Genomic DNA, 25,632 nt, shown 5'->3' on the forward strand with positions numbered 1-25,632 from the left:
ACCTCAGACGTACGGAGCCGTACGAGGAGGCATCGATGGCGGATCCCGGCGAGTCCAGCAAGGCGACGCGCGCGGGTCAGCGCGTCGCAGGCGCCGTCAAGCAGGCGGCGGGCGCGATCACCGACAACCAGGACCTGCGGGCCGAGGGCGAGCTGCAGCAGGAGAAGGCCGACGCGGCCAAGCAGGCCAAGCGCGCCGACGAGTTCGCGCAGCAGAAGCGCGAGGAGGCCGAGGCGCGGGCCCAGGAGGAGGAGCTGGCGGTCGAGCGCGAGCGGCTGGCGGCGCAGGACGCCACGGCCGCGCGCGAGGAGCGGGCCGAACGCGACCGCCGCGCCGAGGAGCAGCAGGCGGCCCACGACACCGCGCAGCGGAAGCAGGCGACCGAGCAGGTGGCCCAGGCGCGCGAGCAGGAGCTGCGCCGCGACGAGGCCGACGCCGTGCGCGAGCGCGCGGCCGCGGAGGGGCGCGCGCAGGACGAGGAGGTCCGCGCCGAGCAGGCCCGTCGCGAGGCCCGCACGATCGAGAACGTGGAGGAGAGCTGATGGCCCCGCTCGCGGGAGTGCACCGCACGGTCGTGTCGCTCGGGTTCGGCGTGGCCCGGGTGCCGGTCGACCTGCTCGCACAGGTCACCGGGAACGGCGGCAACCGGGAGTGGGGGCCGACCCTGGCCTTCGACAGCGTCGAGGCGACGGTCCGCGGCGTGCTCGGCTCGGTGCTGGGCGACCCGGAGCTCGCCGCGCAGGGACGCCTGCAGGAGGCCCGCGTCGACCGGCGCGGCACGGCCGCGGAGCGCGAGCAGGCCGCCGACGCCCGGCGCGAGGTCGCCGACGACCGCCTGCAGCAGCGCCGCGGGCGCGACCAGCAGCAGCGCGAGCAGGTTCGCGAGCAGACCGCCGAGCAGAAGCAGCGCCTCGAGCAGGAGCGGAAGCAGCGCGAGCAGCAGGCGCAGGAGCGGGAGCAGCAGCGCAAGGAGCAGGCCGAGCGCGACGAGGCGAAGGCCCACGAGCGCATCGACGAGGACGCGAAGGAAGCGCATCGGACCCGCGTCGCCGAGGAGTCCGAGGCGGTCGCGGCCGAGCGCGAGGCGGCGGAGAAGAAGGCCGAGGCCCTCGAGCTGGCCGAGGCGGCCGACGAGGCGAAGCGGCGGCGCTGACCCCGGTGGCCGTGCGCCCGCCGAGGGCGAACCGATCACCGGGATTCGTCCCGGCGGGACATGCGCGGCTCCGGGCCGGGGATCCACACTCGGTGTGACAGGCGCCACACCGACCGTGGTGTCGCGATCCCGGAGGGCGTCATGACCAGCACGGATCGGACCGCCGACCAGACCGTGGACGCGGTCGTCGTGGGCGCCGGGTTCTCGGGGCTCTACATGCTGCACCGGCTGCGCGACGGCCTCGGCCTCTCGACGCAGGTGTTCGAGGCCGGCGACGACGTGGGCGGCACCTGGTACTGGAACCGTTATCCGGGCGCGCGCTGCGACTCCGAGAGCTACTTCTACAGCTTCTCCGACCGGCTCTCCACCGACCTGCTCGAGGAGTGGACGTGGAGCGAGCGCTTCGCGGGCCAGCCGGAGATCCTCCGCTACCTGCAGCACGTCGCCGACCGGTTCGACCTGCGGCGCGACATCCGGTTCGGCACCCGCGTCGTGGGGGCCGCGTGGGACGACGACGCCGGGCGCTGGACCGTCGAGACCGACGACGGCGGGCGGGTCACGGCGCGCTTCCTCATCACCGCCGTCGGGTGCCTGTCCACCACGAACCTGCCCGACTTCCCCGGGCGCGACAGCTTCCGCGGCGACTCCCACCACACGGGCACCTGGCCGCACGAGGGGGTCGACTTCACCGGCAAGCGGGTCGCCGTCATCGGTACCGGGGCGACCGGGGTGCAGCTCATCCCGGAGGTGGCCCAGCAGGCCGCGCACGTGACCGTCTTCCAGCGCACGCCGAACTACGACATCGCCGGCGGCAACCACGCGGTCACCCCGGAGTTCGACCGCCGGATCAAGGACGACTACCGGGCGATCTGGGCGCGCACCCGCGAGACGGCCTTCGGCTTCCCGTACGACGTCGCCGACCGCACCGCGCTGTCCGTCCCGGACGACGAGCGTCGCGAGATCTTCGAGGCGGCCTGGGCGCAGGGCGGGTTCCGGCTGGGGACGACGTTCAACGACCTGCTCCTGGACGAGGACGCCAACGAGACCGCCGCCGAGTTCCTCCGCGGCAAGATCCGCGAACGGGTCGACGACCCGGGCATCGCCGAGATGCTCGCCCCGAGCGACCACCCGTTCTTCACCAAGCGCCCGCCGCTGGAGAACGGTTACTACGAGACCTTCAACCGCGAGAACGTGACGCTGATCGACGCGCGCCGCACCCCGATCGAGGCGATCACGCCCGCGGGGGTGCGCACCGCGGACGGCGAGTACGAGGTCGACAGCATCGTCTACGCGACCGGGTTCGACGCCATGACGGGCACCCTGTTCCGGCTCGGCATCACCGGCCGGGACGGCGTGGCGCTGACCGAGAAGTGGGCCGAGGGGCCGCGCAGTTACCTCGGGATCGCGACGCACGACTTCCCGAACCTCTTCATGCTCACCGGCCCGCAGAGCCCGTCGGTGATGAGCAACATGGTCGTGTCCATCGAGCAGCACGTCGACTGGGTGGCGGACTGTCTGCGCCACCTCGGCGAGCAGGGCGTCGAGCGCATCGAGGCGACCGTCGAGGCCGAGGACGCCTGGATCGCCCACCACGACGAGGTCTCGGCCGCGACCCTGCTGCCGCGGGCGAACTCCTGGTGGGTCGGGGCGAACATCCCGGGCAAGCCGCGGAGCCTCTACCCGTACGTCGGCGGGGTCGGGACCTACCGTGGGATCTGCGACGACGTCGCGGCGAAGGGCTACGAGGGCTTCGCGCTCACCCGGTCCGGGGTCCGCTCGGGGGTCTGAGGGGCGCCGACTGGGCGCCGAGCACAGGATGTGACGTGGACCGCAGGGCTCCGCGCACGGCATGCTGCGCCGATGGTGGCGCCCGCCGGGACGGCCCGGGACTCGCTGACGGTGCTGTGCCGGGCGCTGCTCGAGGAGGTCGACGACCTCGCCGACTGCCTCACCGCCCGCATCCTCGAGCGCGAGGACGTCTACGGCGTGCTGGGCGTCCCCGTGCACGACGACCTGCGCACGACGTGCCGGGCGAGCCTGGAGCGCCTGCTCACCCAGCTCGCCGGTGACCTCCCGCCCGACGTCGACGCCGGCGCGCTCACCGTCGACACCGGGCGTCGGCGGGCGCGCCAGGGCGTGCCGCTCGAGGTGATGCTGCGCGCCTACCGCCAGTGCGGGCGGCTGGTGTGGGAGCGGATGCGCGCGGTGTCGCGCGAGCGGTTCGCCGGGGAGCACGACGGCGCCCTGCTCGTCGTCGCCGACGACGTGTGGCGCATCCTCGACGCCAGCTCCGACCGCCTCGTCGACGCCTACCGCCGCGAGGAGACGCGCCTGCGCGGGCTCGAGATCGGCCGGCGCTGGGCGGTGCTCGAGGGCCTGCTCGCCGGGCGCGGGCACGAGCCGGCGTGGGCCCACGACGCCGCCCGCCAGCTCGACGTCGACCCCGAGGCGCCCGTCGTCTGCGTGGTGGCGCCGGCGGGGGACGACGACCCCTTGCCCGTCGCCTCGTTCTGGCACGTGCGGTCCGCGGAGGTCGTCGGGGTGGTGGTCGGCTGGCAGGTCGAGGAGGTCGTCGCCGCGCTGCGCCCGCACGCGACCGGGCCGGTCGGCGTCTCCCCGGCCGTGCCCGGTCTCGGCCAGCTCGACGTCGCGTACCGGTGGGCGCGCCTGGCCGCGCGGACGCTCCCGGCGGGCGCCGGCGCGGTCGCCGACCTGGACGACCGGCTGCCCGAGGCCCTGCTCGCCGAGGCCGCCGACCTCGTGCCCCGCCTGCGCCGCGCCGCCCTCGGCGACCTGCTGGACCTGCCCGCCCCCGAGCGCGCGACCCTGCTGGCGACGCTGCGCGCGGTGCTCGACGCCGACGGCTCGCCCTCGCACGCCGCCGGCGCGCTGTACTGCCACCGCAACACGGTGATGTACCGGCTCTCGCGGCTCGAGGCGCTCACCGGCCGCCGGCTCGCCGACGCCCGCGACCGCCTGCTGCTGGGGCTCGCGCTCGTCGCCGCGGACGACGACGGGTAGACCTCGTCGGCCTCCCGGCATCCGGGAACGGGGTGCCTCGCCGATCGCTCGGGTGCTCGGATGGCGGGATGCAGCTCGACGTCGACCCGTTCGCCCTCGACGTCCTCGCCGACCCGATTTCCGCCGACACCGCGATCCGCGAGGCCGCGCCGGTGGTGTGGCTGCCCGCGCACGGGGTGTGGGCCGCGGGGCGGCACGAGGAGGTCGCGGCGATCTTCCGCGACTGGGGGACGTGGTCGTCGGCGGCGGGCACGGGGCTCGCCGACATCCGGCGCGGCGAGGGCTGGCGCCCGCCCAGCGTGCTGCTCGACGCGGACCCGCCCGCGCACACCGCCGCGCGCCGGGTGATGAACCGGGTGCTCTCGCCGCGGGCGCTGGCGGACCTGGCGTCGCGGTTCGCGGTCGTCGCGTCCGGAGTGGTCGACGACGCCGTCGACGCCGGCGAGGTGGACGCCGCGGTCGCGCTGGCCGAGCGCTTCCCGATGACCGTGCTGCCCGACGCGGTCGGCATGGCGCCCGAGGGCCGCGAGCACCTGCTGCCGTACGCGGCGCTGAACTTCGAGTCGATGGGGCCGCACAACGAGCTGCGCGCGGACGCGGAGCGGCGGGCCGGCCGGGCGCGCGAGTACGTGACCTGGCAGATGCGGCGCGAGGCGCTGACCGACGACGGGATCGGCGCGGCGATCTACGCCTACGCCGAGGCGGGGGACATCGGCGTCGACGACGCCGCGCTGCTCGTGCGCTCGTTCCTGTCCGCCGGGATCGACACGACGATCCTCGCGCTCGGCTCCGTGGTGCACGAGCTCGCCCGCCGTCCCGACCAGTGGGCCGCCCTGCACGCCGACCCCGGCCTCGCGCGGGCGGCGTTCGAGGAGGGGCTGCGCCTCCACACCCCGAGCCCGGTGATCGGACGGACGGCGACGCGCGAGGTGACGGTCGGCGGGACGACGATCGCCCCCGAGGAGAAGCTGCTCATGATGCTCGGCGCCGCCAACCGCGACCCGCGCCGCTGGGCCGACCCCGACGACTTCGACCTGCACCGGCGCACCGCGGGCCACACCTCCTTCGGCGCGGGCGTGCACAACTGCGTCGGGCAGGTGATCGCGCGCATGGAGGCCGAGGCGCTCCTCGGCGCCCTGGCGCGCCGCGTGGCCCGCATCGAACCCACCGGGGAGTCCCGGCCGCGCCTGTCGAACTGGCTGCGCGGCTTCGCCACCGTCCCCGTGCGCCTGGTCCCCGCGTAGTCCGGAGTGTCAGCGACGTGGCGTCGCTGACACTGAACGTCCGTAGCGCCACGCGCTCGATTCCCGGCATCCGGGCTTCCGGCATCCGGAAACCGGCGTTGGGCACGGGGCGTGACGAGCCGCACACTCCGGCGATCCGTGTCGCCGACGTCACCGGAGGGCCCATGACGGTCACGCATGCCGTCGACCGCTCGGAACGGGTGTCGACGGGCCCGGTCGTGGCCCGCGCGCTGCGCCTGCTCGAGGCGTTCTCCGACGACCGGCCGACGCTGACCCTCAGCGAGATCTCCCGCCGGTCCGGGGTCCCGCTCTCGACCGCGCACCGCCTCGTCGCCGAGCTCGAGGCCTGGGGCGCCGTGGAACGCGACGGGAACGGCCGCTACCAGGTCGGCCTGCGGCTCTGGGAGGTCGGCGCGCTGGCGCCGCGCGGGCCGGGCCTGCGCGAGCGGGCGCTGCCCTACCTCGAGGACCTGTGCGCGGTCACCCGCGAGAACGTGCAGCTCGCGGTCCGCGAGGACGACGAGATCGTCTACGTCGAGCGTCTCGCCGGCACCCGCGCGGTCGGCGTCCTGACCCGCGTCGGCGGCCGGTGGGCGATGACGGCGACCGGGGTCGGGCTGGTCCTCCTCGCGCACGCGCCGGCGGCCGTGGTCGAGCGCGTCCTCGAGGGCCCGTTCACCCGCCACACGCCCTACACGCTCACCGACCCCGTCCGGATCCGGGAGATGCTCGCCGCCATCCGGACCCGCGGCTACGCGGTGAGCGAGCGCCAGATCACCGACGACGCCACCTCCGTCGCCGCCCCGGTCCGCGACGCCTCGGGCGAGGTCGTGGCCGCGCTGTCGGTCGTCGCCCACCACGGCAACCCGCCGGTCTCGGTGCTCGCCCCGCTCGTGCGCACGAGCGCCGCGGGCGTCTCGCACGCCCTGGCGGCGGGGCGCCGTCGCCGGACCCTGCCGAACCCCTGACGGGAGATCCCATGTCCGAGCAGACCCGCTCCGGTCGGGAGGTCCGCAAGGTCGCCCTCGCGAGCCTCGTCGGCACGTCGATCGAGTGGTACGACTTCTACATCTACGGCCTGGCGGCCGTGACGGTGTTCGCGCCGCAGTTCTTCCCCCAGGTCTCCACGCTCACCGGCACGCTCGCGGCGTTCGCGACCTTCGCGGTCGGGTTCATCGCGCGGCCCATCGGCGGCGTCGTGTTCGGGCACCTCGGCGACCGGATCGGGCGCAAGGCCACGCTCGTGACGACGCTGGTGACGATGGGTGTCGCGACGACCCTCATCGGCCTGCTCCCGACCTACGCCGCCGTCGGGGCCCTCGCCCCGATCCTGCTCGTCGTGCTGCGCCTCGTGCAGGGCTTCGCGGTCGGCGGCGAGTGGGGCGGCGCCGTGCTGATCTCCGTGGAGCACGCGCCGGAGTCGAAGCGCGCCTTCTACGGCAGCTTCCCGCAGCTCGGGGTGCCGATCGGGCTGATCGCCTCGAACGCGATGTTCCTCGTGCTCGCGGCGGCGATGCCCGCCGAGGCGTTCTCGGCGTGGGGCTGGCGCGTCCCGTTCCTGCTCAGCGCGGTGCTCGTGCTCGTCGGGCTCTGGGTGCGGCTGCGCATCGAGGAGAGCTCGGAGTTCGTGGCCGTCCGCCGCGCCGGGTCGATGGCGCTGCCGCTGGCGTCGGTGCTGCGCCACCACTTCCCGCAGGTGCTGTGCGGCATCGCGATGTTCACCGGCATCACGGGCATCGGCTACATGGCTGCGACGTACACGATCCAGTACGGCACCAGCACCCTCGGCCTGCCACGCGCGCCGCTGATCGCGATCGTGCTGGTCGTCGCGGTCCTCGAGGTGCCGCTGATCCTGTGGGTCTCCGCCGGCGCGGACCGTTGGGGGCTCGCGCGCACGATCGTCGCGGGCAGCCTCGCGACGGCCGTCGTCGCCGCGGTGTTCCTGCCGCTGCTGGCGACGGGGTCGCTGCTGCTCATCGCGCTGGCCGTGGCCGCGGCGCGCTGGGCCTCGGCGCCGATGTGGGGGCCGTCCGCCGCGCTCGCCGCCGAGTGCTACCCCACCGAGGTGCGCTACAGCGGCGCGTCCGTCGGCTACCAGCTCGGCTCGATCGTCGGCGGAGCGCTCGCCCCGATCTTCACGACGCTGCTGCTCGCCTCGCCGCTGGGCATCACCGGGGCGGCGGGCTACCTCGTCCTCATCACCCTGATCTCGGGCCTCGGCGCCCTGGCCGCCGACCGGATCGTGCGGCGCTCGGGGACACGGGAGGCCGTCGCCGCCTGACCCGCACCCTGGCCGCGCCAAATCCCATAGGATATGGTCCGACGCTGTGAGTGGTTCCGACACGGCGCTGCTCGGCGACGCCCCGGCGCTGCCCGAGCAGGTGGCGCTGCAGCTGCGGGAGAAGATCCTGTCGGGCGACCTGCGCCCCGGCACCTTCCTGCGGCCGGACCGCCTCGCGGTCGAGCTCGGGGTCAGCCCGACGCCGGTCCGCGAGGCGCTGCAGGCGTTGCGGGCCGACGACATGGTGCGCGCGCTGCCCCGGCGCGGCTTCGTCGTGGCGCCGCTGGACCGCGACGACGTCCTCGACCTGTTCGCCGTGCAGGCCCGGCTCACCGGCGAGCTGGCGGCCCGGGCGGCAGGGGCGCTCGACGTCGACGGGCTCGGGGCGCTGCGGGAGAAGGCCGCCCAGGTCGACGCCCTCATCGAGACCGGTGATCCCGGCGACCTCGCCCTCGCCGAGGGCCGCTTCCACGCCGCGCTCAACCGCGCCGCCGGCGCCCGCAAGCTGGCCTGGCTCGTGGGCCGCGCCGCCCACTACCTGCCGCCGCGCTTCTACACCGACCGCCGCGACTGGCGCACCGCCACCGTCGCGGCCCACCGCACGCTGCTCGACGCGCTCGCGTCGGGCGACGCCGACACCGCCCGAGCGGCGATGGAGGGTCACGTCCTCGACGGGCGTGACCTGCTGGTCGCCCACCTCGAGGCGGTCGGCTTCTGGGACGACGCACGCTGATCAGGAGGAGCCGACGATGCCCGTCACCCTGACCGAGGAACAGCAGGACTTCGCGAACGCCATCGGCGAGTTCGGCCGCCGCGAGGTGCCCGACAAGGCGCGCCGCGACGAGCTGACCGCCGAGGGCCCGCACTCGATGGAGATCTACCGCAAGATGGCCGACCAGGGCTGGCTCGGCATCGCGCTGCCCGAGGCGTACGGCGGGTCGGGCGGGTCGATGACCGACCTGCTCGTCTTCCTCGAGGAGACCTCGTACCACCAGATCCCCATCGGCGGCTTCGGCACGACGATCATCACCGCGGCCGCCATCGAGCGGAACGGCTCCGAGGAGCAGAAGCAGGAGCTGCTCGGCGGCGTCGTGAACGGCGAGCTGCTGGCGATCTCGATGTCCGAGCCCGGCGCCGGCTCGGACGTCGGCGGGCTGACCTGCAAGGCGGAGAAGACCGAGAACGGCTGGGTGATCAACGGCCAGAAGACGTGGTGCTCCAACGCCCACATCTCGAAGACGATCCTGCTGGTCGCGCGCACGTCGACCGAGGGCGGCAAGCACGAGGGCCTGACCATGTTCGTCGTCCCCACCGACGCCGAGGGCCTCGAGATCCATGGCATCGAGACCATGGGCGGCAAGGAGGTCAACGACCTCTACTTCACCGACTGCCACCTGCCCGCCGACGCCGTGGTGGGCGCCGAGGGGCAGGGCTGGCGCCAGCTCATGGCCGGGCTGAACCTCGAGCGCATGATCCTCGCCGGGCTCATGCTCGGGCTCGCGCGCCGGGCGTTCGACGACACCGTCGCCTACGTCAAGGAGCGCCACCAGTTCGGCCGGCCGGTCGGCAGCTTCCAGGCCATGCGTCACCGCATCGCCGACAACGCCACCGACCTCGCCGCCACGAAGCTCCTGGTGCACGACACCGCGCGCACCATCGACGCCAACCCGGGCGCGCTGTTCCCGCGCGAGGCGTCGATGGCGAAGCTCAAGGCCACCGAGATCGCCAAGCACCTCTCGCTCGAGGGCATGCAGATGCTCGGCGGCTACGGCTACGCCACCGAGTACGGCATGGAGCGCCTGCTGCGCCAGAGCGTCGTCTCGACCGTCTACGGCGGCACCAGCGAGATCCAGCGCGACATCATCGGCAAGTCGTACGGCCTGTGATCCCCGCGGCGGCCGAGGACCTCGTCCTCGGCCCGGTGGTGCTCTCGGCGACCGCGAACGTGATCATGGAACTGTCGTGGCCGGGCGTCGGCCACGGGGTCGCCGAGAGCCGGGTCGACTCCGGCAACGTCATGCTCCACCCGCTGCACCGCTTCCGGACGACCAACGCCTACCTCGCCGTCGCCCTGCTCGGCACCGACGAGGAGCGCGCGGACTACCGGCGGGCGGTCGGCCGGTCGCACGCCCACGTACACGCGACCGCCGAGAGCCCCGTCGCCTACGACGCGTTCGACCCGGAGCTCCAGCGCTGGGTGGCGCTGTGCCTGTACCGGGCGTTCGAGGACACGTGGGGCCTGCTCGCCGGCGAGCCGGGGATGCGCCTGCCCGACGGGGTGTACCGGGAGTGCGCGACGCTCGGCACCACGCTGCAGATGCGCCCCGAGCAGTGGCCGCCCGACCGTGCCGCGTTCGACGACGCGTGGGACGACGGGCTCGCGCACGTGCGGATCGACGACGCGGTGCGGGCCTACTTCACCCGCCTGATCCGCGGCGACTTCCTGCCCGAGCCCGTCCGCCGGGCCACCGCGTCCCCGCGGACGTTCCTCACCACCGGCTTCCTGCACGAGCCGTTCCGCGGGCTCCTGGGTCTCGAGTGGTCGCGCGACGACCAGCGCCGCTTCGAGACGCACCTGCGCCGGCTCGGTGCCGTCCTCCACCGGCTCCCGGACGTCGTGAAGCAGGCGCCCTACAGCACGACGCTCACCGACCTCCGCGTGCGCCGGGCGCTCGGGCGGCCGCTGGTCTGATCAGGCCAGCTCCTGCCGCAGCGTGTCCTTGAGGATCTTGCCGGTGGCGGTCCGCGGCAGGGGCTCCCCGCGCCAGATCACCGTCGCCGGCACCGCGAACCCCGGCAGCGTCGCGCCGAGGGCGGCCTGCAGCGCGGCCGTGTCCGGGCTGGTCCCGGGCGCGGCGACGAGCACGGCGGCGACGTCCTCGCCGAGCCGCGGGTGCGGGACGCCGACCACGGCGGCCTCGAGGACGCCGGGCTGCGCGAGCAGCGCGGCCTCGACCTCGCCGCAGTAGACGTTCTCGCCGCCGCGCACCACGACGTCCTTGGCGCGGTCGACCACGTGCACCCAGCCGTCGCGGCGCAGCCCGAGGTCGCCGCTGCGCAGCCAGCCGTCGTGCAGGACGGCGGCGGTGGCCTCGTCGTTGCGCCAGTACCCGCGCATGATCTGCGGGCCGCGGAAGCACAGCTCGCCGACCTCGCCGTCGGGCACCTCGTCGCCCGTCACGGGGTCGGTGATCCGCAGCTCGGTGCCGGGGACGGGCCGGCCGACGCTGTCGGGGTGCGCGGCGTAGTCGGCGCCGGTGTTGGCGCAGACCGCCGACGTCGTCTCGGTGGCGCCGTAGCCGTTGGCCGCGGACGCGCGCCCGGCGAGCTCGGTGGCGACGCGGCGCACCAGCGACGGCGGGATCGGCGCGCCGCCCATCGCGACGCGGGTCAGCGAGGCGGTCTGCTCCGGGTGCTCGATCGCCAGCTCGACCACGTCGCGCAGCACCGAGGGGACGCCCGAGGCGCCCGTCAGCCGCTCGGTCGCGATGAGGCGCAGGGCCTCGTCGGGGTCCCAGTGGTGGAGCAGCGCCAGCGTCGCGCCGGAGAGCACGGCCCCGTAGAGCCCGTTGAGTCCGGCGATGTGGAACATCGGGTAGGCGAGCAGCGTGCCGGGCCGCGACGGGGCGGCCCGGGCCGTGAGCAGCGCGTTCGCCCGGCCCAGGCACGCGACGTTGAGCGCGTTCGCGACGTGGTTGCGGTGGGTGCCGACGACGCCCTTGGGCGCGCCGGTGGTGCCCGAGGTGTAGATGATCGTCGCCACGTCGTCCGGGGCGACCTCGACATCGGGGAGGCCTGTGTCGCCGAGCACGACCTCGTCCCACGCGACCACCCCGCGCGGTGTCGGTCCCTCGCCCCGCACCCGGACCAGGGGAGGGGTCGACCGGCCGGCGAGCGACGCCACCCGCTCGGGGTCGGCCACGACCACGCGGGCGTCGGCGTGGGCGATCGCGCCGGCGAGCTGCTCACCCGTCCACCACGCGTTGAGCGGCACCACGACCAGGCCGGAGACCATCGCCGCCCAGAACACGACCGTCCACTCCGGGACGTTGCGCATGGCCACCCCGACGCGGTCGCCGGGGCGCAGGCGCTGCTCGGCGAGCCAGGACGCCAGGGCCGCGACCAGGCGCCGGTGCTCGCCGTACGTGACGCGCTCGTGGCCGTAGACCGTGAACACGCGGTCGTCCGGGGCCGGTGTCGCCAGGTACAGCTCCCGCAGCGTGTGCGGCCCGCGCTCGTGGACGCGCATCGGCACGCCGTCGACCACCGTGTCGACCAGGGCGAACTCGCCGCCCGGCGCGGTGAGCGCGGCGAGGACCGGGCCGAGGCCGACCTCGTCGGCGTCCGCCATCTAGGCCGGCTTCCAGCCGAGCGCCGGGCCGAGCTTGGTGGCCATGTCGGTGAGGATCTGCACGTAGTCCTCGTGCTCGAAGGTGAACGGCAGCGCGAACACCACCTCGCGGACCTCGCGGAACGCGGCGTCGGCGTACAGCTTCTCGGCGACCTCGTCCGAGGTGCCCAGCACGTCCGGCGCCGCGAGCAGCCCCGGCCCGGGCGGGCCCATCGGTGCCGCGGTGCGCGGGGTGCGCTTCTCGACGTACGCCTCGTACTTGGCGCGCTGCTCGGGGGTGGCCGAGTCGGTCGGGATCACGACGAGGCCCTGCGAGACGCGCGCCGCGTCGCCGTCGGGGTGGTGCGCCTTGAACAGCGCGATCTGGCGCTGCTGGATGGCGGCGAAGTCCCACTTGCCGTCGGTCTCGAGGTCCGAGTCCTCGGGCTTGATGATGTTGCTGGTCAGCAGGTTGAGCCCCTGCTCGGCGGCCCACTGCGTCGAGCGCTTGCTGCCGGCGCCGTACCAGATGCGGTCGCCGAGGCCGGGGGAGTGCGGCTCGACCCGGGCGGAGAACTCCTCGAAGCCCGCGGTGCCCGAGAACGTGCTGACCGCCTCGCCGCGGATCATCCGCAGGAGCCGGGCGACCCGCTCGTAGGTGAGGTCCTCGCGGTCGGCGGTGTCAGGGTAGAGCGCGCCCTTGACGTCGTCCCAGTGGATCGGCGGGCCGACGCTGAAGCCGGGCTCGAGCCGCCCGCCGGACAGGATGTCGACGGTGGCGAGGTCCTCCGCCATGCGCAGCGGGTTCTCCCAGCCCAGCGGCGTGACCGCGGTGCCCATCGCGATCTTCGACGTGCGCTGCGAGGCGGCCGCCATGATCGCGATCGGCGACGAGATGCCGGTCTGGAAGTGCCGGTGGCGCAGGTAGGCGCTGTCGAAGCCGAGCTGCTCGCCCAGCTCGATGACCTCCAGCGTGCTCTCCATGCCGGGACCGGGATCGTCGCCGTCGAACAGTCCGAGCGTCAGGAATCCCAGCTTCTCGAGCGGGACGTCGGGCGTGGGCACGGCAGCTCCTCTCCGGTGGATCCGGTGCCTCGCGCAACGACCGCCCGTCGCGCGGTGTTCCCCTCAGAGGGCGGCGGCCGCCGCGGAGGCCACCGCCTGGTCCTGCTCCCCGGTGCCGCCGCTGACGCCCACGGCTCCCACGACCGTGTCGCCGGACATCAGCGGCTCACCACCGGCGAAGATCATGACACGGCCGTGGTTCGAGTCCTGGATGCCGAAGAACTGCCCGCCGGGCTGGGCGTTCTCGCCGAGCCCCGCGGTGGCGACGTCGAACGCGCGGGCGCTGTACGCCTTGTTGATCGCCACGTCCACGCTCCCGATCCAGGCGCCGTCCTGGCGGATGTGGGCGACGAGCACGCCGCCCGCGTCGACGACGGCGATGTTCATCGGCTGGCCCTGGTTCGCCGCCTCCTGCTCGCCGGCGGCGATGACGCGGCGGGCGTCCTCCAGGGTCACGGTCTCGATCGTGCGCATGGCGGGTCCTCTCCGGACGACGGGCGGTCCGCACGCCGGACGGGTCGACGCCCCGCCCATCGTGGCGGTGTCGCCGGGCTCCCGTCGATCCCCGCGGCGTCATCGGACTCACGATGCGCTGGGCCGTCGGAGGGACGTCGCCGGGGCCACGACCGGTTAGTGTCGACGGGGAGTGACGCGAGGACGGAGTGATCATCGTGGCGACCACGCGCGGGTTCCTCGGGCGGCGGCGGGAGCGCGATCCGCGCCTGCCCCCCGGGCAGTACGACGTCGGGGCGGGGTGGCCCGTGCTCACCGCCGAGGCGACGCCGCGCGTCGACGCGGACCGGTGGAGCGTCACCGTCGACGGGCTGGTCGACAAGCCGACCACCTGGACGCTGCGGGAGCTGCGGCTGCTGCCCCCGTCGGTCTACGCCGGCGACATCCACTGCGTGACGACGTGGTCGAAGCTCGACACCAACTTCACCGGCATCTCGTTCGACACGCTGCTCGACGCGGTCGGGGTCAAGCCGGAGGCCACGTTCGTCGTCGAGACCTCGACCACGGGCTACACCACCAACCTGCCGCTGGACGACGTGCGCGGCGGCAAGGCGTGGCTGGTGTGGGAGCACGAGGGCAAGCCGCTGACGCGCGACCACGGCGGACCGGTCCGGATGCTCGTGCCGCACCTCTACTTCTGGAAGTCCGCGAAGTGGATCGAGAGGATCACCCTGCTCGACCACGACGAGCCCGGCTTCTGGGAGGTGAACGGCTATCACGAGCGAGGCGACCCCTGGCGTGAGCAGCGCTTCGACGGGGACTGACGACTTCGCGGTCCCCGACGACCGCGCCGGCGGCCCCAACGACCGCCGGGCCGCGGCGAAGTGGCGCGACGCCCGCGTCGTCGAGGTCGCGCACCCGGGCGCCGACGCGGTCGTGCTGCGCCTCGCCGTCCCGGAGCGCGTCCAGCACCACCCCGGCCAGCACTACGTCGTGCGCCTGCGCGCGCCCGACGGCTACACCGCGCAGCGGTCCTACTCGGTCGCCTCGGCGCCCGGCGACGACCTCGTCGAGCTGTTCGTCGAGCGCATCGACGACGGCGAGGTGTCGACGTTCCTCGCCGACGTCGTCGAGCCCGGTGACGACCTCGAGGTGCGCGGACCCATCGGGCGCTGGTTCGTCTGGAACGGGCGCACCCCGGCGGTCGCGATCGGCGGCGGCAGCGGCGTGGCCCCGCTGCGCGGCATGCTGCGCCACGCCGTCGACCTCGGGCACCCCGAGCGGCTGCGGATGGCGGTCAGCGCGACGACCCGGGCCCGCCTGCCCTACGCCGACGAGCTCGAGGCCGCCGGCGCCCGCATCGCCCTGACCCGCGAGCCGGGCGGCGGGCGCCTCGACCCCGCCACGATCGCCGGGTTCGTCGACCCCGAGGCGACCGTCTACCTCTGCGGCTCCGCGCGCTTCACCGGCGCCATGGAGACGCTGCTCATGGACGCCGGCCAGCCGTCGAGGACGATCCGCGTGGAGCGCTTCGGCCCCACGGGCTGACAACTCAGTGGAGGCGGCGCTGCCAGTCCTTCGGGACCCGCGCCGTCGGCCCCGGGACGCCCTGGTCCTCGGGGTGGTTCTGCGCACCGGCCAGGACGGGACCGTGCCCGACGGAGCCGTCGCGGTCGTCGAAGAACCAGTCCTCGCCGGGCTCGAAGCTGGTGAGGATCGGGTGCCCCTGCTCGCGGGCGTGGCGGGTGGCGTGCTGGCTCGGTGACGAGTCGCAGCAGCCGATGTGCCCGCAGGCGGCGCACCGGCGCAGGTGGAACCACCAGCCGCCGTTCGCGTCGCACTCGAGACAGCCGGTGCCCGACGGCTCCGCGTGCGGGTCGATCTCGGTCGTCATGACGCCTCCTCGCGGTGCGGTTCGTCCAGCCCGAGCTCCTGGCGGTCGTGCGCGGGCACGTCGGCCAGGTAGTCGGGGTGCTTGCCCAGCCACTGCTGCGCGTAGGGACAGCGGGGCACGAGCACGACGCCCTCGGCCCGCGCGGCGTCGAACACCGCGCGCACCAGCCGTCCCGCGAGCCCGCGGCCGGCGTAGGCGTCGTCGACCTCGGTGTGGATCAGGACGATCGCCGCCGGCACGTCGCCGCCGCCCTGTCGCCGGTGGTAGACGACCCGCCCGGCCTCGGCGCCGTCGACGCGCAGCACGAACGCCCGGCGGTCCGGCTCCTCCCGCACGTCGATCTCGCTGTTCTCGTCCATCTCCTCATCCTGCTCCCGCCGCACCCCGCGGCGCCGGTGAAGTGGAGCACCCGGCGTTGACGTCGTCCAGGGGGAGGCGAAGTATTCGGACCGATCGGTCCGGGACCGGTCGGTCCACATCGAGGAGGAGCCATGAGGGACGCGGTCATCGTGGACGCGGTGCGCACCCCGCTCGCCAAGGGCAAGCCCGGTGGCGCGTACGCCGGGGTGCACCCGGTGGAGCTGCACGCGCACGTGCTGCGGGCGCTCGTCGACCGGACGGGTCTCGACCCGGCCGAGGTCGACGACGTCGTCGGCGGCGCGGTCGGGCAGGTCGGCGAGCAGAGCGGCAACACGACGCGCTTCGCGGCGCTCGCCGCCGGTTTCCCCGAGTCGGTGCCCGGGGTGACCGTCGACCGGCAGTGCGGGTCGAGCCAGCAGGCCCTGTCGTTCGCCGCCCAGGGTGTGATGGCCGGGGCCTACGACATCGCGATCGCCTCGGGCGTGGAGTCGATGTCGCGCATCCCGATCGGCAGCCAGACGCTGGTCGACGGCGTGCGCCAGGACGTCCCGGGCCCGTCGGTGGGCGCCCGCTACGCGCCGGGCCTCATCCCCCAGGGCGTGAGCGCCGAGCTGATCGCGCGGCGCTGGGGGCTCTCGCGGGCGCAGCAGGACGAGTTCGCGCTGGCCAGCCACCGCAAGGCGGCCGTCGCCTGGGCGGAGGGCCGCTTCGCGGGCGAGGTCGCCCCGCTGAAGGCGCCGCGGGCGGACGGGTCGGTCGCGCAGCTCGAGACCGACGAGACGATCCGCCCCGGCACCACCCTCGAGGCGCTCACCGGCCTGCGGCCCGCCTTCGCCGCCGAGCACTGGACCGAGCGCTTCGGCGCCCTCGACTGGAGCGTCACCGCGGGCAACGCGAGCCCCGTCAACGACGGCGCCGCGGCGCTGCTCGTGACGACCTCCGAGGTGGCGGCCGCGCACGGCTGGACGCCCCGGGCGCGCGTGCACACGGCGACCGTCACCGGCGACGACCCGGTGCTCATGCTCACCGGGATCATCCCGGCCACGGCGAAGGTCCTCGCCCGCGCCGGGCTCGCGCTCGACGACGTCGACGCGTTCGAGGTCAACGAGGCGTTCGCGTCCGTGGTGCTGGCCTGGCTCGCCGAGACCGGCGCCGACCCGTCGCGCGTGAACGTCCACGGCGGCGCCATCGCGATCGGCCACCCGCTGGGCGCGAGCGGCGCCCGGCTCGCGACGACCCTGCTCGGCGTCCTCGAGCAGACCGGCGGGCGCTACGGCCTGCAGACCATGTGCGAGGCCGGCGGCACGGCCAACGCCACCATCGTGGAGAGGCTCGACCGATGATCATCTCGGGAACGAACGCGCTGGTCACCGGCGCCAACCGCGGCCTCGGCGCCGCGCTCGTCGAGGAGCTGCTCGCCCGCGGCGCGGGCACCGTCTACGCGGGAGCCCGCGACCCCCGCACCGCGGCGCACAAGGACCCCCGCGTCGTGCCGCTGCGCCTCGACGTCACCGACCTCGCGACCGTCCGCGCCGCCGCCGAGCGCGCGGGCGACGTCGACATCCTGGTCAACAACGCCGGCGTCGGCGGCGCCGGCTCCCTGCTGACGGCCGACCCCGAGCGTGCCCGCGCCGAGATGGAGACCAACTTCTGGGGACCCGTCGCGCTCCTGCGGGCGTTCGCCCCGGTCCTCGCGCGGCGGGGCGGCGGCGCGGCGGTCACCGTGCTGTCCGCGCTGTCGTGGGCGGCGATGCCCGGCGCAGGCTCCTACTCGGCCACCAAGGCGGCGGCGTGGTCGTTCACCAACACCGCGCGCGCCGAGCTGCGCGACCAGGGGACGCAGGTCGTCGGGGTGCACCTCGGCTTCATGGACACCGACATGGTCGCCCACCTCGACGTCCCGAAGATCGCCGCACCGACGGTCGCGCGGCTGATCGTCGACGCGCTGGAGTCGGGCGCCGAGGAGGTGCTCGCCGACGGCCCGAGCCGCGCGCTCAAGGAGGCGCTGGCGGGGCCGCCGAAGGGGCTGGAGATCTAGCCGCTCTCCGTGGCCTCCTCGCGGACCAGCGGCGTGATCCGCACCCGCGAGACCCGGTGCCCGTCGACGGCGGTGACGACGAAGCGGTGCTCGAGCTCCTCGACGGCGTCGCCGACCTGCGGGGTGCGCCCGAGCAGCTGCAGGACGAAGCCGCCCAGGGTGTCGAAGGACCCCTCGGGGAGCTCGATGCCGGTCTGCTCGGCCACCTCGCTGCGGTGCAGCAGCCCGTCCAGCTCGTGCGCGCCGTCGGACGCCGGGCGGACGGCGTGGGCCGGGTCGTACTCGTCGCGGATCTCGCCGACGATCTCCTCGACGAGGTCCTCGACGGTCACGATCCCGTCGGTGCCGCCGTACTCGTCGATGACGAGCGCGAGGTGCCCGCCGCCGCGCCGCAGCAGCGAGAGGGTGTCGATCACCGGCTTGCTGCCGGGCAGGACGGTGATGGTGCGGGCGATCTCGCGCAGCGTCGGCGACGCGCCCTCGGCCGTGACGTGGGCGGTGAGCACGTCGCGGACGTGCACGAAGCCCACGACGTCGTCGACCGACTCGCCGATCACGGGGTAGCGCGAGTGCGGCCGGTCGGAGATCTGCGCGACGGCCTCGGCGGCGGTGAGGTCGGCGTCGAGGAAGTCGACCTCGGTGCGCGGGATCATCACCTCGGACAGCACCCGGTCGGTCGCCTCGAAGGCGTCGGTCAGCAGGCGGCGCTCGTCGTCGGTCAGCGTGCTGGTGGTGCGCACCATGTCGCGCAGCTCGTCCTCGCTGACCTCGTCCTCGGTGTGCTTCGGGTCGACGCCGAGCAGGCGCACGACGGCGTTCGTCGACACCGAGAGCAGCCAGATCAGCGGGCGGGTCAGCGAGGCGAGGCGGTCGAGCACCGGGGCGGTGGTCAGCGACACGCCCTCCGGGTTCTGCAGGGCCAGCCGCTTGGGCACGAGCTCGCCCGCCACGAGCGACAGGTACGACACGAGCGCGGTGACCAGCACGAGGGCGACGGTCGCGGCGAGCGCCACGGGCAGGCCGATCCCGGTGAGCCCCGGCTCGAGGCGGCCCGCGAGCGTGGCGCCGCCGTAGCTCGAGGCGAAGAACCCGGTGAACGTCACGCCGATCTGCACCGCGGACAGGAAGCGGTTGGAGTCCCCGCGCAGGCGGGCCACGGCGCGGCCGCGCGACCCCCGCTCGGCGAGGGCGGACACCTGGCCGGAGCGCAGCGACACCAGCGCGATCTCGGCGGCGGCGAAGAACCCGCCGATCAGCACGAAGACCAGTACCAGCCCGAGCTCGAGCACGACGTCCACCACGTGATCCTGACAGTCGTGAGGTATCGGTCTCGTCGGGTGGTGATCAGCGGGGCCTTGCCCTCGTCCGATCGGCCGATCACAGTGGCGCGATGCTGGCGGAGACCCTGCGGGACCCCGTGGTCGTGGCGGCGCCGTTCTTCGTCGTCTTCATCGTGCTCGAGGCCGTGTCCTTCCACGTCTTCTCCGACGACGACCTGCGCGGCTACGAACGCCGGGACGCAGCGACCAGCATCACCATGGGGCTCGGCTCGCTGGTGTTCACCGCGATCGCGCGCGGGCTCGCGCTGATCGGCTACGCGGCGCTCTACGAGCTGACGCCGCTGCGGGTGGACCCGTCGCACTGGACGACCTGGGTCGGTGTCCTGCTCGCCGTCGACCTGCTCTGGTACGCCTACCACCGCAGCTCGCACCGCATCCGGCTCCTGTGGGCCGCGCACCAGGCGCACCACAACAGCACCTACTTCAACTACTCGACCGCGGTGCGCCAGAAGTGGAACCCGTGGTTCGAGGTGCTGTTCTGGACGCCGCTGCCGCTGCTCGGCGTGCCGCCCTGGATGATCTTCACGGCGTTCTCGGTGAACCTCGTCTACCAGTTCCTGGTGCACACCGAGAGGGTCGGCCGGCTGCCGCGTCCCATCGAGCTCGTGTTCAACACGCCCTCGCACCACCGCGTGCACCACGCCAGCGATCCGGAGTACCTCGACAGGAACTACGGCGGCATCCTCATCGTCTGGGACCGCCTGTTCGGCACGTTCGCCGAGGAGGTGCGCCGCCCGACCTACGGGCTCACCCACCCCGTGGAGACCCGCTCGATCCTCGGGCTGCAGTACCGCGAGTTCGGGGCGATCGGCCGGGATCTGCGCCGGGCGACGGGGTGGCGCGAGCGCCTGGGCTACGTCTTCCGCCCGCCGGGGTGGCGACCGTCGTAGCGGTGTCGAGAACGCCGGGCCGGCTCCGTCCCCGGGACCGACCCCACCGCCCGCTCGCCGACCATCCCGACGCGTGACCGGTCAGGCGGCCGCCCGCAGCGGCGAGCAGGACGCGGTGGGCGCCGCGATCACCTCCACACCCTGCAGCGTCCGCCAGCGACCGCAGTGGCAGCGCTGGTAGCGCACCACGCCCTCGGCGGTGCGGTGGGTGGAGACGGTGGACCACTCGTGTTCTCTCATGGCGTCCACCGTGGTGTCATGGGCTTGTGCACCTCAACCCTTACGGGCGTGATGCGGTTCTCCTGGCCGCGGACCTCGTGAACCGCCCGCCGGCGACCGCCGCGGCGCTCGACGAGCGCTGTCGAGCCGCCGGGCTCGACGTCGACCGGCCCGCGGTGGACCGCGACCTGGAGGCGGTCGGTGAGTACCTCGCACGCTGGGTGGAGGTCGTGGACGCCGACACCCCTTACCGACGCGCCGACCTGCTCAACACCCTGCTGGCCACGTCCACCGCGCACCCCCGCCTCACCGACCACGCCGGCTCCGGCTGGCACATCCACTACCGCGACGACGACATGACGCTCGCCGCGCTGCTGCGCTCGCTCGTGAGCGTCGGGACCGCGCTGCACCTCACCGCGCGCGGCATGCACCGGCTCGCGCGGTGCGCCGCGGACGGCTGCGAGCAGGTCTTCGCCGACGTCTCGCGCACCGGCCGCCAGCGCTACTGCACGCCGGCCTGCGCGAACCGGGACGCCGTGCGTCGCCACCGCGCCGGAGCGCGGGCGGTCGCGGGCGCGTAACGTGGGTCACAGCGGTCCGGCGGCCGCCGGTGCCGCGGCACAGCGGTGACAACGGTGTCACCGATGGGTCATCGGAGGTACTCGCATGACCGACGCGAAGCGCGAACCCACCGCTCCCCGCGAGCGTCACGACGCCGACGAGCCCGTTCCCGCGGGCAATCGTTCCGGCCTCGTCGAAGCCGCACGGATGTGGGCACGCCAGAAGGGCCTGGCCGTCCCGGCCACCGGCCCGCTCCCGCAGGAGATCATGGCGGAGTACAAGCGCCGGCAGACCTGGGAGTAAGGGGTATCAGCCCTCGCGGAGGACGGCCCGCTCGTCCTCGGTGAACACGACCCGGCCGGCGAGGACGTCGTCGAGCGTGATCCCCGAGGCGGCGGGCTCGTCCCAGCGCTTCGTCGTGTCCGCGAGCTGCAGCAGGGTGCCGAAGGCCGAGCGCGGGCGGACGAACGCCTCGCGCCAGTAGCGGCTGCCCAGATCCACGTCGACGACCTCGTAGTCGAGGCCCGTCAGGCGCGCCACCGCCACCTCGACGTCCTCGACCAGCAGCGTGAGGTGGTGGACGCCCTCGCCGCGGCGCTCGAGGAACCGGGCGACCGGGGCGTCGTCGCGCAGCGGGGAGATCAGCTCGATCTTCATGCCGCCCGGGAGGGCGAACTGGGCGATGCGGATGCCCTGGTGGTCGTTGTCGCCGCCGAAGAGGAACCGCCCGCCCAGCGCGATCCCGAACAGGGCGGCGGCGGCGCCGACGTCGCGGACGGCCACGGCGACGTGGTCGACGCACCGCACGCCGGCGTCAGCGGGGATGTCGGCCGGGATCACGCTCGCACCTCCGCCGCCATGCGCTCGATCGTCGCCGCCGGACCGTCGGGATCGCCGGGGACCGCGCCGGGCGTCAGCGCGATGGGCAGGTCCACGCCGGCGGCGCGCATCACCTCGACGCGGCGGGCCACGTCGGCGCCGGTCCCGAGCGCGCACATGGCGTCGACGGCGTGGTCGTCGACGGCCTTCAGCGCCGCCTTGCGGTCGCCGTTCGCCCACGCCTCGGCGGCCTCGTCGAGACGGGCGAAGCTGCCGCGGAACGAGGGCCGGTGCGTCGGGACCATCGCGTACTGCAGCACGAACCGGCGCAGGCGCTCCGAGGCCTCGTCGACCCGGTCGCCGGCGTAGGCCCAGAACGACGCGGCGATCCCGACCTCGTCCGGGTCGCGGCCCGCGGCCTCGGCGCCCTCGCGGACCAGGGCGATCTTCGGGCCGTACTCGTCGGGCGGGGTCCAGGTCAGGAACGCGACGTCGGCGATCGCTCCGGCGACCCGCAGCATCCGGGGGTTCATCGCCGCGACGAGGACGGGGACGTCGACGGGCGCCATCGCGGCGCGGAAGCCGTGCGAGCGGACGTGGTCGCCCTCGAGGGCGGTGCGCTCGCCGCGGAACACCGCGCGCAGCGCGGCCACGTACTCCTCGACGCGGCCGCGGGGGGCGTCGAACGCGAGCCCGTGCCACTGCTCGACGATGATCGGGCTCGAGGCGCCGAGCCCCGCGAGCACCCGTCCCGGCGCCAGCGAGGCCAGCGTCGTGAAGCCCATCGCGGTGAGCACCGCGGTGCGCGGGTAGACGCCGACGATGCCGCTGCCGAGGCGGATGCGGCTCGTCGAGGCGGCGATCATGCCGAGCATCGCGAAGACCTCGGGTCCGGCGACCTCGCCGACCAGCACGTCCGTGCAGCCGGCGTCCTCGGCGAGCCGTGCGAGGTCGAGGTACTGCCCGGCGGACAGGCCCTCGTCGACGGGCAGGGTGACGCCGAGGCCTTCCAGGACGGTCACGGTCGTACCTGACGGGCCACCGCCGCGGTGTCGTACCAGGTGGAGAGCCGCTCGATCGTCGTGCCGTCACCCGCGAGGTCGAAGACGTCGACGGCGTCGAACTCGACGGGCGCGCCGGCGCTCGTGCGTCCGGAGAAGTGGATCTCGACGGTGACGACGGCGCCCGCCACGACGACGCGCGTCGGCTCGTCGTGGTGCACGGGCAGCGCGGCGAGGACCTTCGGGAAGTGGGCGGCGATCTCGTCGCGTCCCGTCCGCGTCGGCGCGCCCACGCTGACCAGCACCGCGTCGGGCGCGAAGACCTCGCGGATCGCCGCCCAGTCCTCGGCGTTGACGGCGGCGAAGTAGCGCTCCACGGCCGGGGGCGTCACCGGCCGAGCCGTTTCCGCAGCTCCGACATCGCCCCGAACGACCAGCGCGCGAGGCCCGGGTCGCCGAATGCGGTGATGTTCCACATGACGAGGTGGCGCAGGCCCTTCTCCGCGTACTCCTCGACCTGCTCGGCGACCTCGTCGGGCGTGCCGCAGAACGCGTAGTGGCGCACCACGGCGGGCGGGATGGCGTCGATGATCCGCAGGGACTCGGCGCGGTCGATGGCGGTCGGGATGAAGTCGTGGAACCCGGAGCCGTCGGGGTAGGGGCCCTCGACCCCGAGGTCGCGGAACACCTGCGCGGGCAGCAGCACACACAGCGCGCGCACCAGCGGCGCCTCGGTGAGCCGCTGCACGGTCTCGGCGTCGGGACCCATGAGGACGTAGCCGAGCATGCCGGGGGTGATGGCGTCGGGGTCTCTTCCTTCGTCCTCCGCCGACCGCCGGATCGTGGCGAGCGCGTCCCCGTACTCCGCCGGGCCCAGCTTGGTCGGCAGCCAGCCGTCGGCCTTGCGCCCGGTCAGGCGCAGCATCCGCGGGCCGTGGGCGGCGGTCCAGATCTCGGGGGGCCGCTCGCCGTAGGGCCGGAGGCCGAGCACGGCCCTGTCGAGGCGGTGGAAGCGGCCCTTGTGGTCGACGGGGCCGTCGGCGGTCATGAGCAGGCGCATCACGTCGATGCCCTCCTCGAGGCGCGCGACCGGCTTGTCGAACGGCATCCCGTAGGGCGTCGCGTTGAGCTGCTCGCCGCTGCCGAGCCCGATGATCGCGCGGCCCCGGGTGACGTGGTCGAGCGTGAGCGCGGTCTGCGCGGCCATCGCGGGGTGGCGGCGGATGAGGTCGGTGACGCAGACGCCGACCCTGATCCGCTCGGTGGCCGCGCCGACGACGCCCATCATCACGGCGGGGTCGAAGTAGACGTGCGGGTTGGCCTGGTGCTCCGCGAGCGGGGTCAGGTCCGGCGTCCACATGGTGTCGGGGTGCCAGCCCATGAGGTGGTCGGGCCACCACACGGCGTCGAAGCCCTCGTCCTCGCTGCGCTTCGCGAACTTCACCGCGGCCGCCGCCGGCGGCATGATCTGGCCGGGGACGCCGAGTTCGATCTTCTTCTGGGCTCCGATGCCCGGCATCAGTAGCGCCACCCGTCCCCGAAGGTCGCCAGGCGGCGGCCCAGGTACTCCTCGACGACGGTGAGCGCGGCGCGTGCGGCCCGGTCGGTGCCGACCCCGCGGCTGCGGAACGTCTCGCCGGCGAACCACAGGCCCTCGGGGCGCGGCGGGCGCCAGTGCGGCCGGTACTGCCCGACCAGCCCGGGCTTCTGGATGACCCCGAAGCTGGGTTCGAAGACGAGGTGGCGGCGGCGCCAGACCGTCTTCCCGAACCCGGGCCACATCGTCACGACGTCCGCCTCGAAGCGTTCCATCTCGCGGCGCAGCCAGGCCCGGTCCCGGCCCTTCTCGCCGGGGAACACCCCGCCCATCACGTGCAGCTGGGTGCCCTCGGGCGAGCACGTCGGGTCCATCGCGGTCTGGTTGAACATGAAGCCGCCGAGCTCGGTGTTCGGCGTCCTCAGCCACGTCGAGAGCTCGCGCGGGTCGTACTGGTGCACGGGCTCCTCGGTCGCCAGGTAGAGCCCGAGCCAGGCGATGCGGAACTTGTCCTGGGCGAGGAACTTGATCTGCTCGGCGTACCAGTCGGGCAGGTCGCCCTCGTCGACGACGTTCAGCACGTGCCAGACCGGCAGGGTGCAGATGACGTGGTCGGCCTCGAGGATCTCCTCCTCGAAGAACTCGTTGGGCAGCACCCGGGGCTGCCGGGCGATCGCGACGCCCTTCGTGACGCCGTCCTCGATGACGACGCGTTCGACGGGGGTGGACAGGCGCAGGTCGCCGCCGGCGTGCCGGAACGCGTCGGCGAGGTCGGCCCACATGCCGTCCCAGCCCTGCCCGGGCCAGCACGAGTAGGCGGCGGTGTTCCGCTCGGCGAAGTGCATCTTGCGGGGGAAGAGGTTGTCGCTGGCGGAGTGGTCCCACCAGTTGTCGGTCATGCACTCGAGGACGGTGATGAACTCGAAGAGGTCGATCACGCCCTGGTCGTCGGTGTACTGGTGCAGCCACTGGCGCAGCGGCTTGTCGTCCCAGCGGTCGAGCTCGTCCCACTCGGTCTCGAGCAGCGCCCTGATGACCTTCTTCAGCTCGCCCTTGCTGCCCGAGTAGCGGTCGCGGATCGAGCCCCAGCGGTTCTTCTCGTGGTCCCAGACGGGCATCTCCGCGGAGACCTCGCCGTGGTGCAGCGTCTTGCCGACGTGCTCGAAGACCTTGGTCAGCCCGGACCCGGGGTCCTCGATGAGGTGGCCACCGACGTTGACCGTGAACCCCTCGTCGGGCACCGCCATGCCCCGGCCTCCGAGGTACGGCGAGCGCTCGAGCAGGCAGACGCTCTTGCCCTCGACGGCGAGCAGCGACGCCGCCGTCAGCCCCGCGGCACCGGCTCCGATGACCACGACGTCGTACTTCGCCATCCGCGACTCCCGTCTACCAAACGACCGTTCGACAGCGTGGCAAGGCGGCGCGG

The 25,632-nt window shown here is 74.0% G+C and carries 29 protein-coding genes; 17 read left to right on the forward strand and 12 right to left on the reverse strand.

Going from position 1 to position 25,632, the window contains the following annotated elements; translation table 11 throughout:
• Positions 1–35: 35 nt before the first annotated feature.
• The 10 genes from WCD58_RS29080 (at position 36) to WCD58_RS29125 (ending at position 10,391) form a co-directional block, all read left to right on the forward strand.
• Entirely contained in the window at positions 36–542 is a 507-nt protein-coding gene (locus WCD58_RS29080) for a hypothetical protein (protein WP_337706621.1), read from the forward strand.
• Entirely contained in the window at positions 542–1,153 is a 612-nt protein-coding gene (locus WCD58_RS29085) for a hypothetical protein (RefSeq protein WP_337706622.1), read from the forward strand. The genes WCD58_RS29080 and WCD58_RS29085 overlap by 1 nt, the downstream gene beginning before the upstream one ends.
• A 141-nt stretch (positions 1,154–1,294) precedes the next feature.
• Positions 1,295–2,941 (forward strand): flavin-containing monooxygenase, encoded by a 1,647-nt coding sequence (locus WCD58_RS29090; RefSeq protein WP_337706623.1) that lies wholly within the window; start codon positions 1,295–1,297, stop codon positions 2,939–2,941.
• A gap of 72 nt (positions 2,942–3,013) precedes the next feature.
• Positions 3,014–4,174 (forward strand): PucR family transcriptional regulator, encoded by a 1,161-nt coding sequence (locus WCD58_RS29095; protein ID WP_337706624.1) that lies wholly within the window; start codon positions 3,014–3,016, stop codon positions 4,172–4,174.
• Between the two features lie 68 nt (positions 4,175–4,242).
• Positions 4,243–5,418: a cytochrome P450 gene (locus tag WCD58_RS29100; RefSeq protein WP_337706625.1), complete on the forward strand. Its 1,176-nt coding sequence runs from the start codon at positions 4,243–4,245 to the stop codon at positions 5,416–5,418.
• Positions 5,419–5,582: 164 nt separating this feature from the next.
• The gene (locus tag WCD58_RS29105; protein WP_337706626.1) at positions 5,583–6,386 is read left to right on the forward strand and encodes an IclR family transcriptional regulator; all 804 of its coding nucleotides are present in this window, start codon (positions 5,583–5,585) and stop codon (positions 6,384–6,386) included.
• An 11-nt stretch (positions 6,387–6,397) separates the two neighbouring features.
• Entirely contained in the window at positions 6,398–7,699 is a 1,302-nt protein-coding gene (locus WCD58_RS29110; protein WP_337706627.1) for an MFS transporter, read from the forward strand.
• A 46-nt stretch (positions 7,700–7,745) separates the two neighbouring features.
• Positions 7,746–8,432: a GntR family transcriptional regulator gene (locus tag WCD58_RS29115; RefSeq protein ID WP_337706628.1), complete on the forward strand. Its 687-nt coding sequence runs from the start codon at positions 7,746–7,748 to the stop codon at positions 8,430–8,432.
• Between the two features lie 16 nt (positions 8,433–8,448).
• Positions 8,449–9,585, forward strand: coding sequence for an acyl-CoA dehydrogenase family protein (locus WCD58_RS29120; RefSeq protein WP_337706629.1), 1,137 nt, complete (start codon positions 8,449–8,451; stop codon positions 9,583–9,585).
• Complete coding sequence (locus WCD58_RS29125; RefSeq protein ID WP_337706630.1) at positions 9,582–10,391, forward strand: oxygenase MpaB family protein; 810 nt, start codon at positions 9,582–9,584, stop codon at positions 10,389–10,391. The genes WCD58_RS29120 and WCD58_RS29125 overlap by 4 nt, the downstream gene beginning before the upstream one ends.
• Here the strand turns inward: WCD58_RS29125 and WCD58_RS29130 are convergent, their stop codons facing one another.
• The 3 genes from WCD58_RS29130 to WCD58_RS29140 form a co-directional block, all read right to left on the reverse strand.
• Complete coding sequence (locus tag WCD58_RS29130; RefSeq protein ID WP_337706631.1) at positions 10,392–12,050, reverse strand: class I adenylate-forming enzyme family protein; 1,659 nt, start codon at positions 12,048–12,050, stop codon at positions 10,392–10,394.
• On the reverse strand, positions 12,051–13,094 hold the full coding sequence (locus WCD58_RS29135; protein ID WP_337706632.1) for an LLM class flavin-dependent oxidoreductase: 1,044 nt from the start codon (positions 13,092–13,094) through the stop codon (positions 12,051–12,053). It abuts the gene before it with no gap.
• A gap of 63 nt (positions 13,095–13,157) precedes the next feature.
• Entirely contained in the window at positions 13,158–13,568 is a 411-nt protein-coding gene (locus tag WCD58_RS29140; protein ID WP_337706633.1) for a GlcG/HbpS family heme-binding protein, read from the reverse strand.
• Between the two features lie 194 nt (positions 13,569–13,762).
• Here WCD58_RS29140 and WCD58_RS29145 point away from each other — a divergent pair, with 194 nt between their 5' ends.
• Positions 13,763–14,371, forward strand: coding sequence for a sulfite oxidase-like oxidoreductase (locus WCD58_RS29145; RefSeq protein WP_337706671.1), 609 nt, complete (start codon positions 13,763–13,765; stop codon positions 14,369–14,371).
• Positions 14,346–15,095, forward strand: a complete 750-nt coding sequence (locus tag WCD58_RS29150) for an FAD-binding oxidoreductase (RefSeq protein ID WP_337706634.1) — start codon at positions 14,346–14,348, stop codon at positions 15,093–15,095. The genes WCD58_RS29145 and WCD58_RS29150 overlap by 26 nt, the downstream gene beginning before the upstream one ends.
• Before the next feature lie 4 nt (positions 15,096–15,099).
• On the opposite strand, the gene WCD58_RS29155 is transcribed toward WCD58_RS29150, so the two are convergent.
• Together WCD58_RS29155 and WCD58_RS29160 are read right to left on the reverse strand one after the other, a co-directional pair.
• Positions 15,100–15,441: a UBP-type zinc finger domain-containing protein gene (locus WCD58_RS29155; protein ID WP_337706635.1), complete on the reverse strand. Its 342-nt coding sequence runs from the start codon at positions 15,439–15,441 to the stop codon at positions 15,100–15,102.
• On the reverse strand, positions 15,438–15,920 hold the full coding sequence (locus tag WCD58_RS29160; RefSeq protein ID WP_337706636.1) for a GNAT family N-acetyltransferase: 483 nt from the start codon (positions 15,918–15,920) through the stop codon (positions 15,438–15,440). Before WCD58_RS29160 ends, WCD58_RS29155 begins: the two co-directional genes overlap by 4 nt.
• 12 nt (positions 15,921–15,932) lie before the next feature.
• On the opposite strand from WCD58_RS29160, the gene WCD58_RS29165 reads away from it, so the two are divergent.
• Together WCD58_RS29165 and WCD58_RS29170 are read left to right on the forward strand one after the other, a co-directional pair.
• Positions 15,933–17,144, forward strand: a complete 1,212-nt coding sequence (locus WCD58_RS29165; RefSeq protein ID WP_337706637.1) for a thiolase family protein — start codon at positions 15,933–15,935, stop codon at positions 17,142–17,144.
• Positions 17,141–17,839, forward strand: a complete 699-nt coding sequence (locus WCD58_RS29170; protein WP_337706638.1) for an SDR family oxidoreductase — start codon at positions 17,141–17,143, stop codon at positions 17,837–17,839. Before WCD58_RS29165 ends, WCD58_RS29170 begins: the two co-directional genes overlap by 4 nt.
• Here WCD58_RS29170 and WCD58_RS29175 read toward each other — a convergent pair.
• Positions 17,836–19,137: a hemolysin family protein gene (locus tag WCD58_RS29175; protein ID WP_337706639.1), complete on the reverse strand. Its 1,302-nt coding sequence runs from the start codon at positions 19,135–19,137 to the stop codon at positions 17,836–17,838. The two genes, WCD58_RS29170 and WCD58_RS29175, sit on opposite strands and share 4 nt — an antisense overlap.
• 92 nt (positions 19,138–19,229) lie before the next feature.
• Between WCD58_RS29175 and WCD58_RS29180 the strand changes: the two genes are divergently transcribed.
• Entirely contained in the window at positions 19,230–20,069 is an 840-nt protein-coding gene (locus tag WCD58_RS29180) for a sterol desaturase family protein (RefSeq protein ID WP_337706640.1), read from the forward strand.
• A gap of 81 nt (positions 20,070–20,150) precedes the next feature.
• Here the strand turns inward: WCD58_RS29180 and WCD58_RS29185 are convergent, their stop codons facing one another.
• Positions 20,151–20,309, reverse strand: a complete 159-nt coding sequence (locus WCD58_RS29185) for a hypothetical protein (protein WP_337706641.1) — start codon at positions 20,307–20,309, stop codon at positions 20,151–20,153.
• Between the two features lie 77 nt (positions 20,310–20,386).
• On the opposite strand from WCD58_RS29185, the gene WCD58_RS29190 reads away from it, so the two are divergent.
• Complete coding sequence (locus WCD58_RS29190) at positions 20,387–20,869, forward strand: CGNR zinc finger domain-containing protein (RefSeq protein WP_337706642.1); 483 nt, start codon at positions 20,387–20,389, stop codon at positions 20,867–20,869.
• Positions 20,870–20,954: 85 nt separating this feature from the next.
• Positions 20,955–21,152 carry an Lsr2 family DNA-binding protein gene (locus WCD58_RS29195; RefSeq protein ID WP_337706643.1) on the forward strand — a complete coding sequence of 66 codons (198 nt, stop codon included), beginning with the start codon at positions 20,955–20,957 and terminating at the stop codon, positions 21,150–21,152.
• Positions 21,153–21,158: 6 nt separating this feature from the next.
• Here the strand turns inward: WCD58_RS29195 and WCD58_RS29200 are convergent, their stop codons facing one another.
• Genes WCD58_RS29200 through WCD58_RS29220 form a run of 5 tightly spaced genes read right to left on the reverse strand, consistent with a single transcriptional unit; the run spans position 21,159 to position 25,579 of the window.
• Positions 21,159–21,689 (reverse strand): VOC family protein, encoded by a 531-nt coding sequence (locus tag WCD58_RS29200; RefSeq protein ID WP_337706644.1) that lies wholly within the window; start codon positions 21,687–21,689, stop codon positions 21,159–21,161.
• Entirely contained in the window at positions 21,686–22,690 is a 1,005-nt protein-coding gene (locus tag WCD58_RS29205) for an LLM class flavin-dependent oxidoreductase (RefSeq protein WP_337706645.1), read from the reverse strand. Before WCD58_RS29205 ends, WCD58_RS29200 begins: the two co-directional genes overlap by 4 nt.
• On the reverse strand, positions 22,687–23,061 hold the full coding sequence (locus WCD58_RS29210) for a nuclear transport factor 2 family protein (protein WP_337706646.1): 375 nt from the start codon (positions 23,059–23,061) through the stop codon (positions 22,687–22,689). Before WCD58_RS29210 ends, WCD58_RS29205 begins: the two co-directional genes overlap by 4 nt.
• Positions 23,058–24,188 (reverse strand): LLM class flavin-dependent oxidoreductase, encoded by a 1,131-nt coding sequence (locus tag WCD58_RS29215; RefSeq protein WP_337706647.1) that lies wholly within the window; start codon positions 24,186–24,188, stop codon positions 23,058–23,060. The genes WCD58_RS29210 and WCD58_RS29215 overlap by 4 nt, the downstream gene beginning before the upstream one ends.
• Complete coding sequence (locus tag WCD58_RS29220) at positions 24,188–25,579, reverse strand: phytoene desaturase family protein (protein ID WP_337706648.1); 1,392 nt, start codon at positions 25,577–25,579, stop codon at positions 24,188–24,190. Before WCD58_RS29220 ends, WCD58_RS29215 begins: the two co-directional genes overlap by 1 nt.
• Positions 25,580–25,632: the final 53 nt, after the last annotated feature.

This window comes from Actinomycetospora flava, assembly GCF_037400335.1.
GTDB lineage: Bacteria > Actinomycetota > Actinomycetes > Mycobacteriales > Pseudonocardiaceae > Actinomycetospora > Actinomycetospora flava.

Coding starts and splice junctions, on each gene's coding strand:
- WCD58_RS29130 (WP_337706631.1), bottom strand. CDS start 12,050: ATGGCGGACGCCGACGAGGTCGGCCTCGGCCCGGTCCTCGCCGCGCTC.
- WCD58_RS29085 (WP_337706622.1), top strand. CDS start 542: ATGGCCCCGCTCGCGGGAGTGCACCGCACGGTCGTGTCGCTCGGGTTC.
- WCD58_RS29170 (WP_337706638.1), top strand. CDS start 17,141: ATGATCATCTCGGGAACGAACGCGCTGGTCACCGGCGCCAACCGCGGC.
- WCD58_RS29080 (WP_337706621.1), top strand. CDS start 36: ATGGCGGATCCCGGCGAGTCCAGCAAGGCGACGCGCGCGGGTCAGCGC.
- WCD58_RS29185 (WP_337706641.1), bottom strand. CDS start 20,309: ATGAGAGAACACGAGTGGTCCACCGTCTCCACCCACCGCACCGCCGAG.
- WCD58_RS29220 (WP_337706648.1), bottom strand. CDS start 25,579: ATGGCGAAGTACGACGTCGTGGTCATCGGAGCCGGTGCCGCGGGGCTG.
- WCD58_RS29140 (WP_337706633.1), bottom strand. CDS start 13,568: ATGCGCACGATCGAGACCGTGACCCTGGAGGACGCCCGCCGCGTCATC.
- WCD58_RS29215 (WP_337706647.1), bottom strand. CDS start 24,188: ATGCCGGGCATCGGAGCCCAGAAGAAGATCGAACTCGGCGTCCCCGGC.
- WCD58_RS29165 (WP_337706637.1), top strand. CDS start 15,933: ATGAGGGACGCGGTCATCGTGGACGCGGTGCGCACCCCGCTCGCCAAG.
- WCD58_RS29180 (WP_337706640.1), top strand. CDS start 19,230: ATGCTGGCGGAGACCCTGCGGGACCCCGTGGTCGTGGCGGCGCCGTTC.
- WCD58_RS29090 (WP_337706623.1), top strand. CDS start 1,295: ATGACCAGCACGGATCGGACCGCCGACCAGACCGTGGACGCGGTCGTC.
- WCD58_RS29120 (WP_337706629.1), top strand. CDS start 8,449: ATGCCCGTCACCCTGACCGAGGAACAGCAGGACTTCGCGAACGCCATC.
- WCD58_RS29195 (WP_337706643.1), top strand. CDS start 20,955: ATGACCGACGCGAAGCGCGAACCCACCGCTCCCCGCGAGCGTCACGAC.
- WCD58_RS29105 (WP_337706626.1), top strand. CDS start 5,583: ATGACGGTCACGCATGCCGTCGACCGCTCGGAACGGGTGTCGACGGGC.
- WCD58_RS29095 (WP_337706624.1), top strand. CDS start 3,014: ATGGTGGCGCCCGCCGGGACGGCCCGGGACTCGCTGACGGTGCTGTGC.
- WCD58_RS29160 (WP_337706636.1), bottom strand. CDS start 15,920: ATGTGGACCGACCGGTCCCGGACCGATCGGTCCGAATACTTCGCCTCC.
- WCD58_RS29155 (WP_337706635.1), bottom strand. CDS start 15,441: ATGACGACCGAGATCGACCCGCACGCGGAGCCGTCGGGCACCGGCTGT.
- WCD58_RS29110 (WP_337706627.1), top strand. CDS start 6,398: ATGTCCGAGCAGACCCGCTCCGGTCGGGAGGTCCGCAAGGTCGCCCTC.
- WCD58_RS29100 (WP_337706625.1), top strand. CDS start 4,243: ATGCAGCTCGACGTCGACCCGTTCGCCCTCGACGTCCTCGCCGACCCG.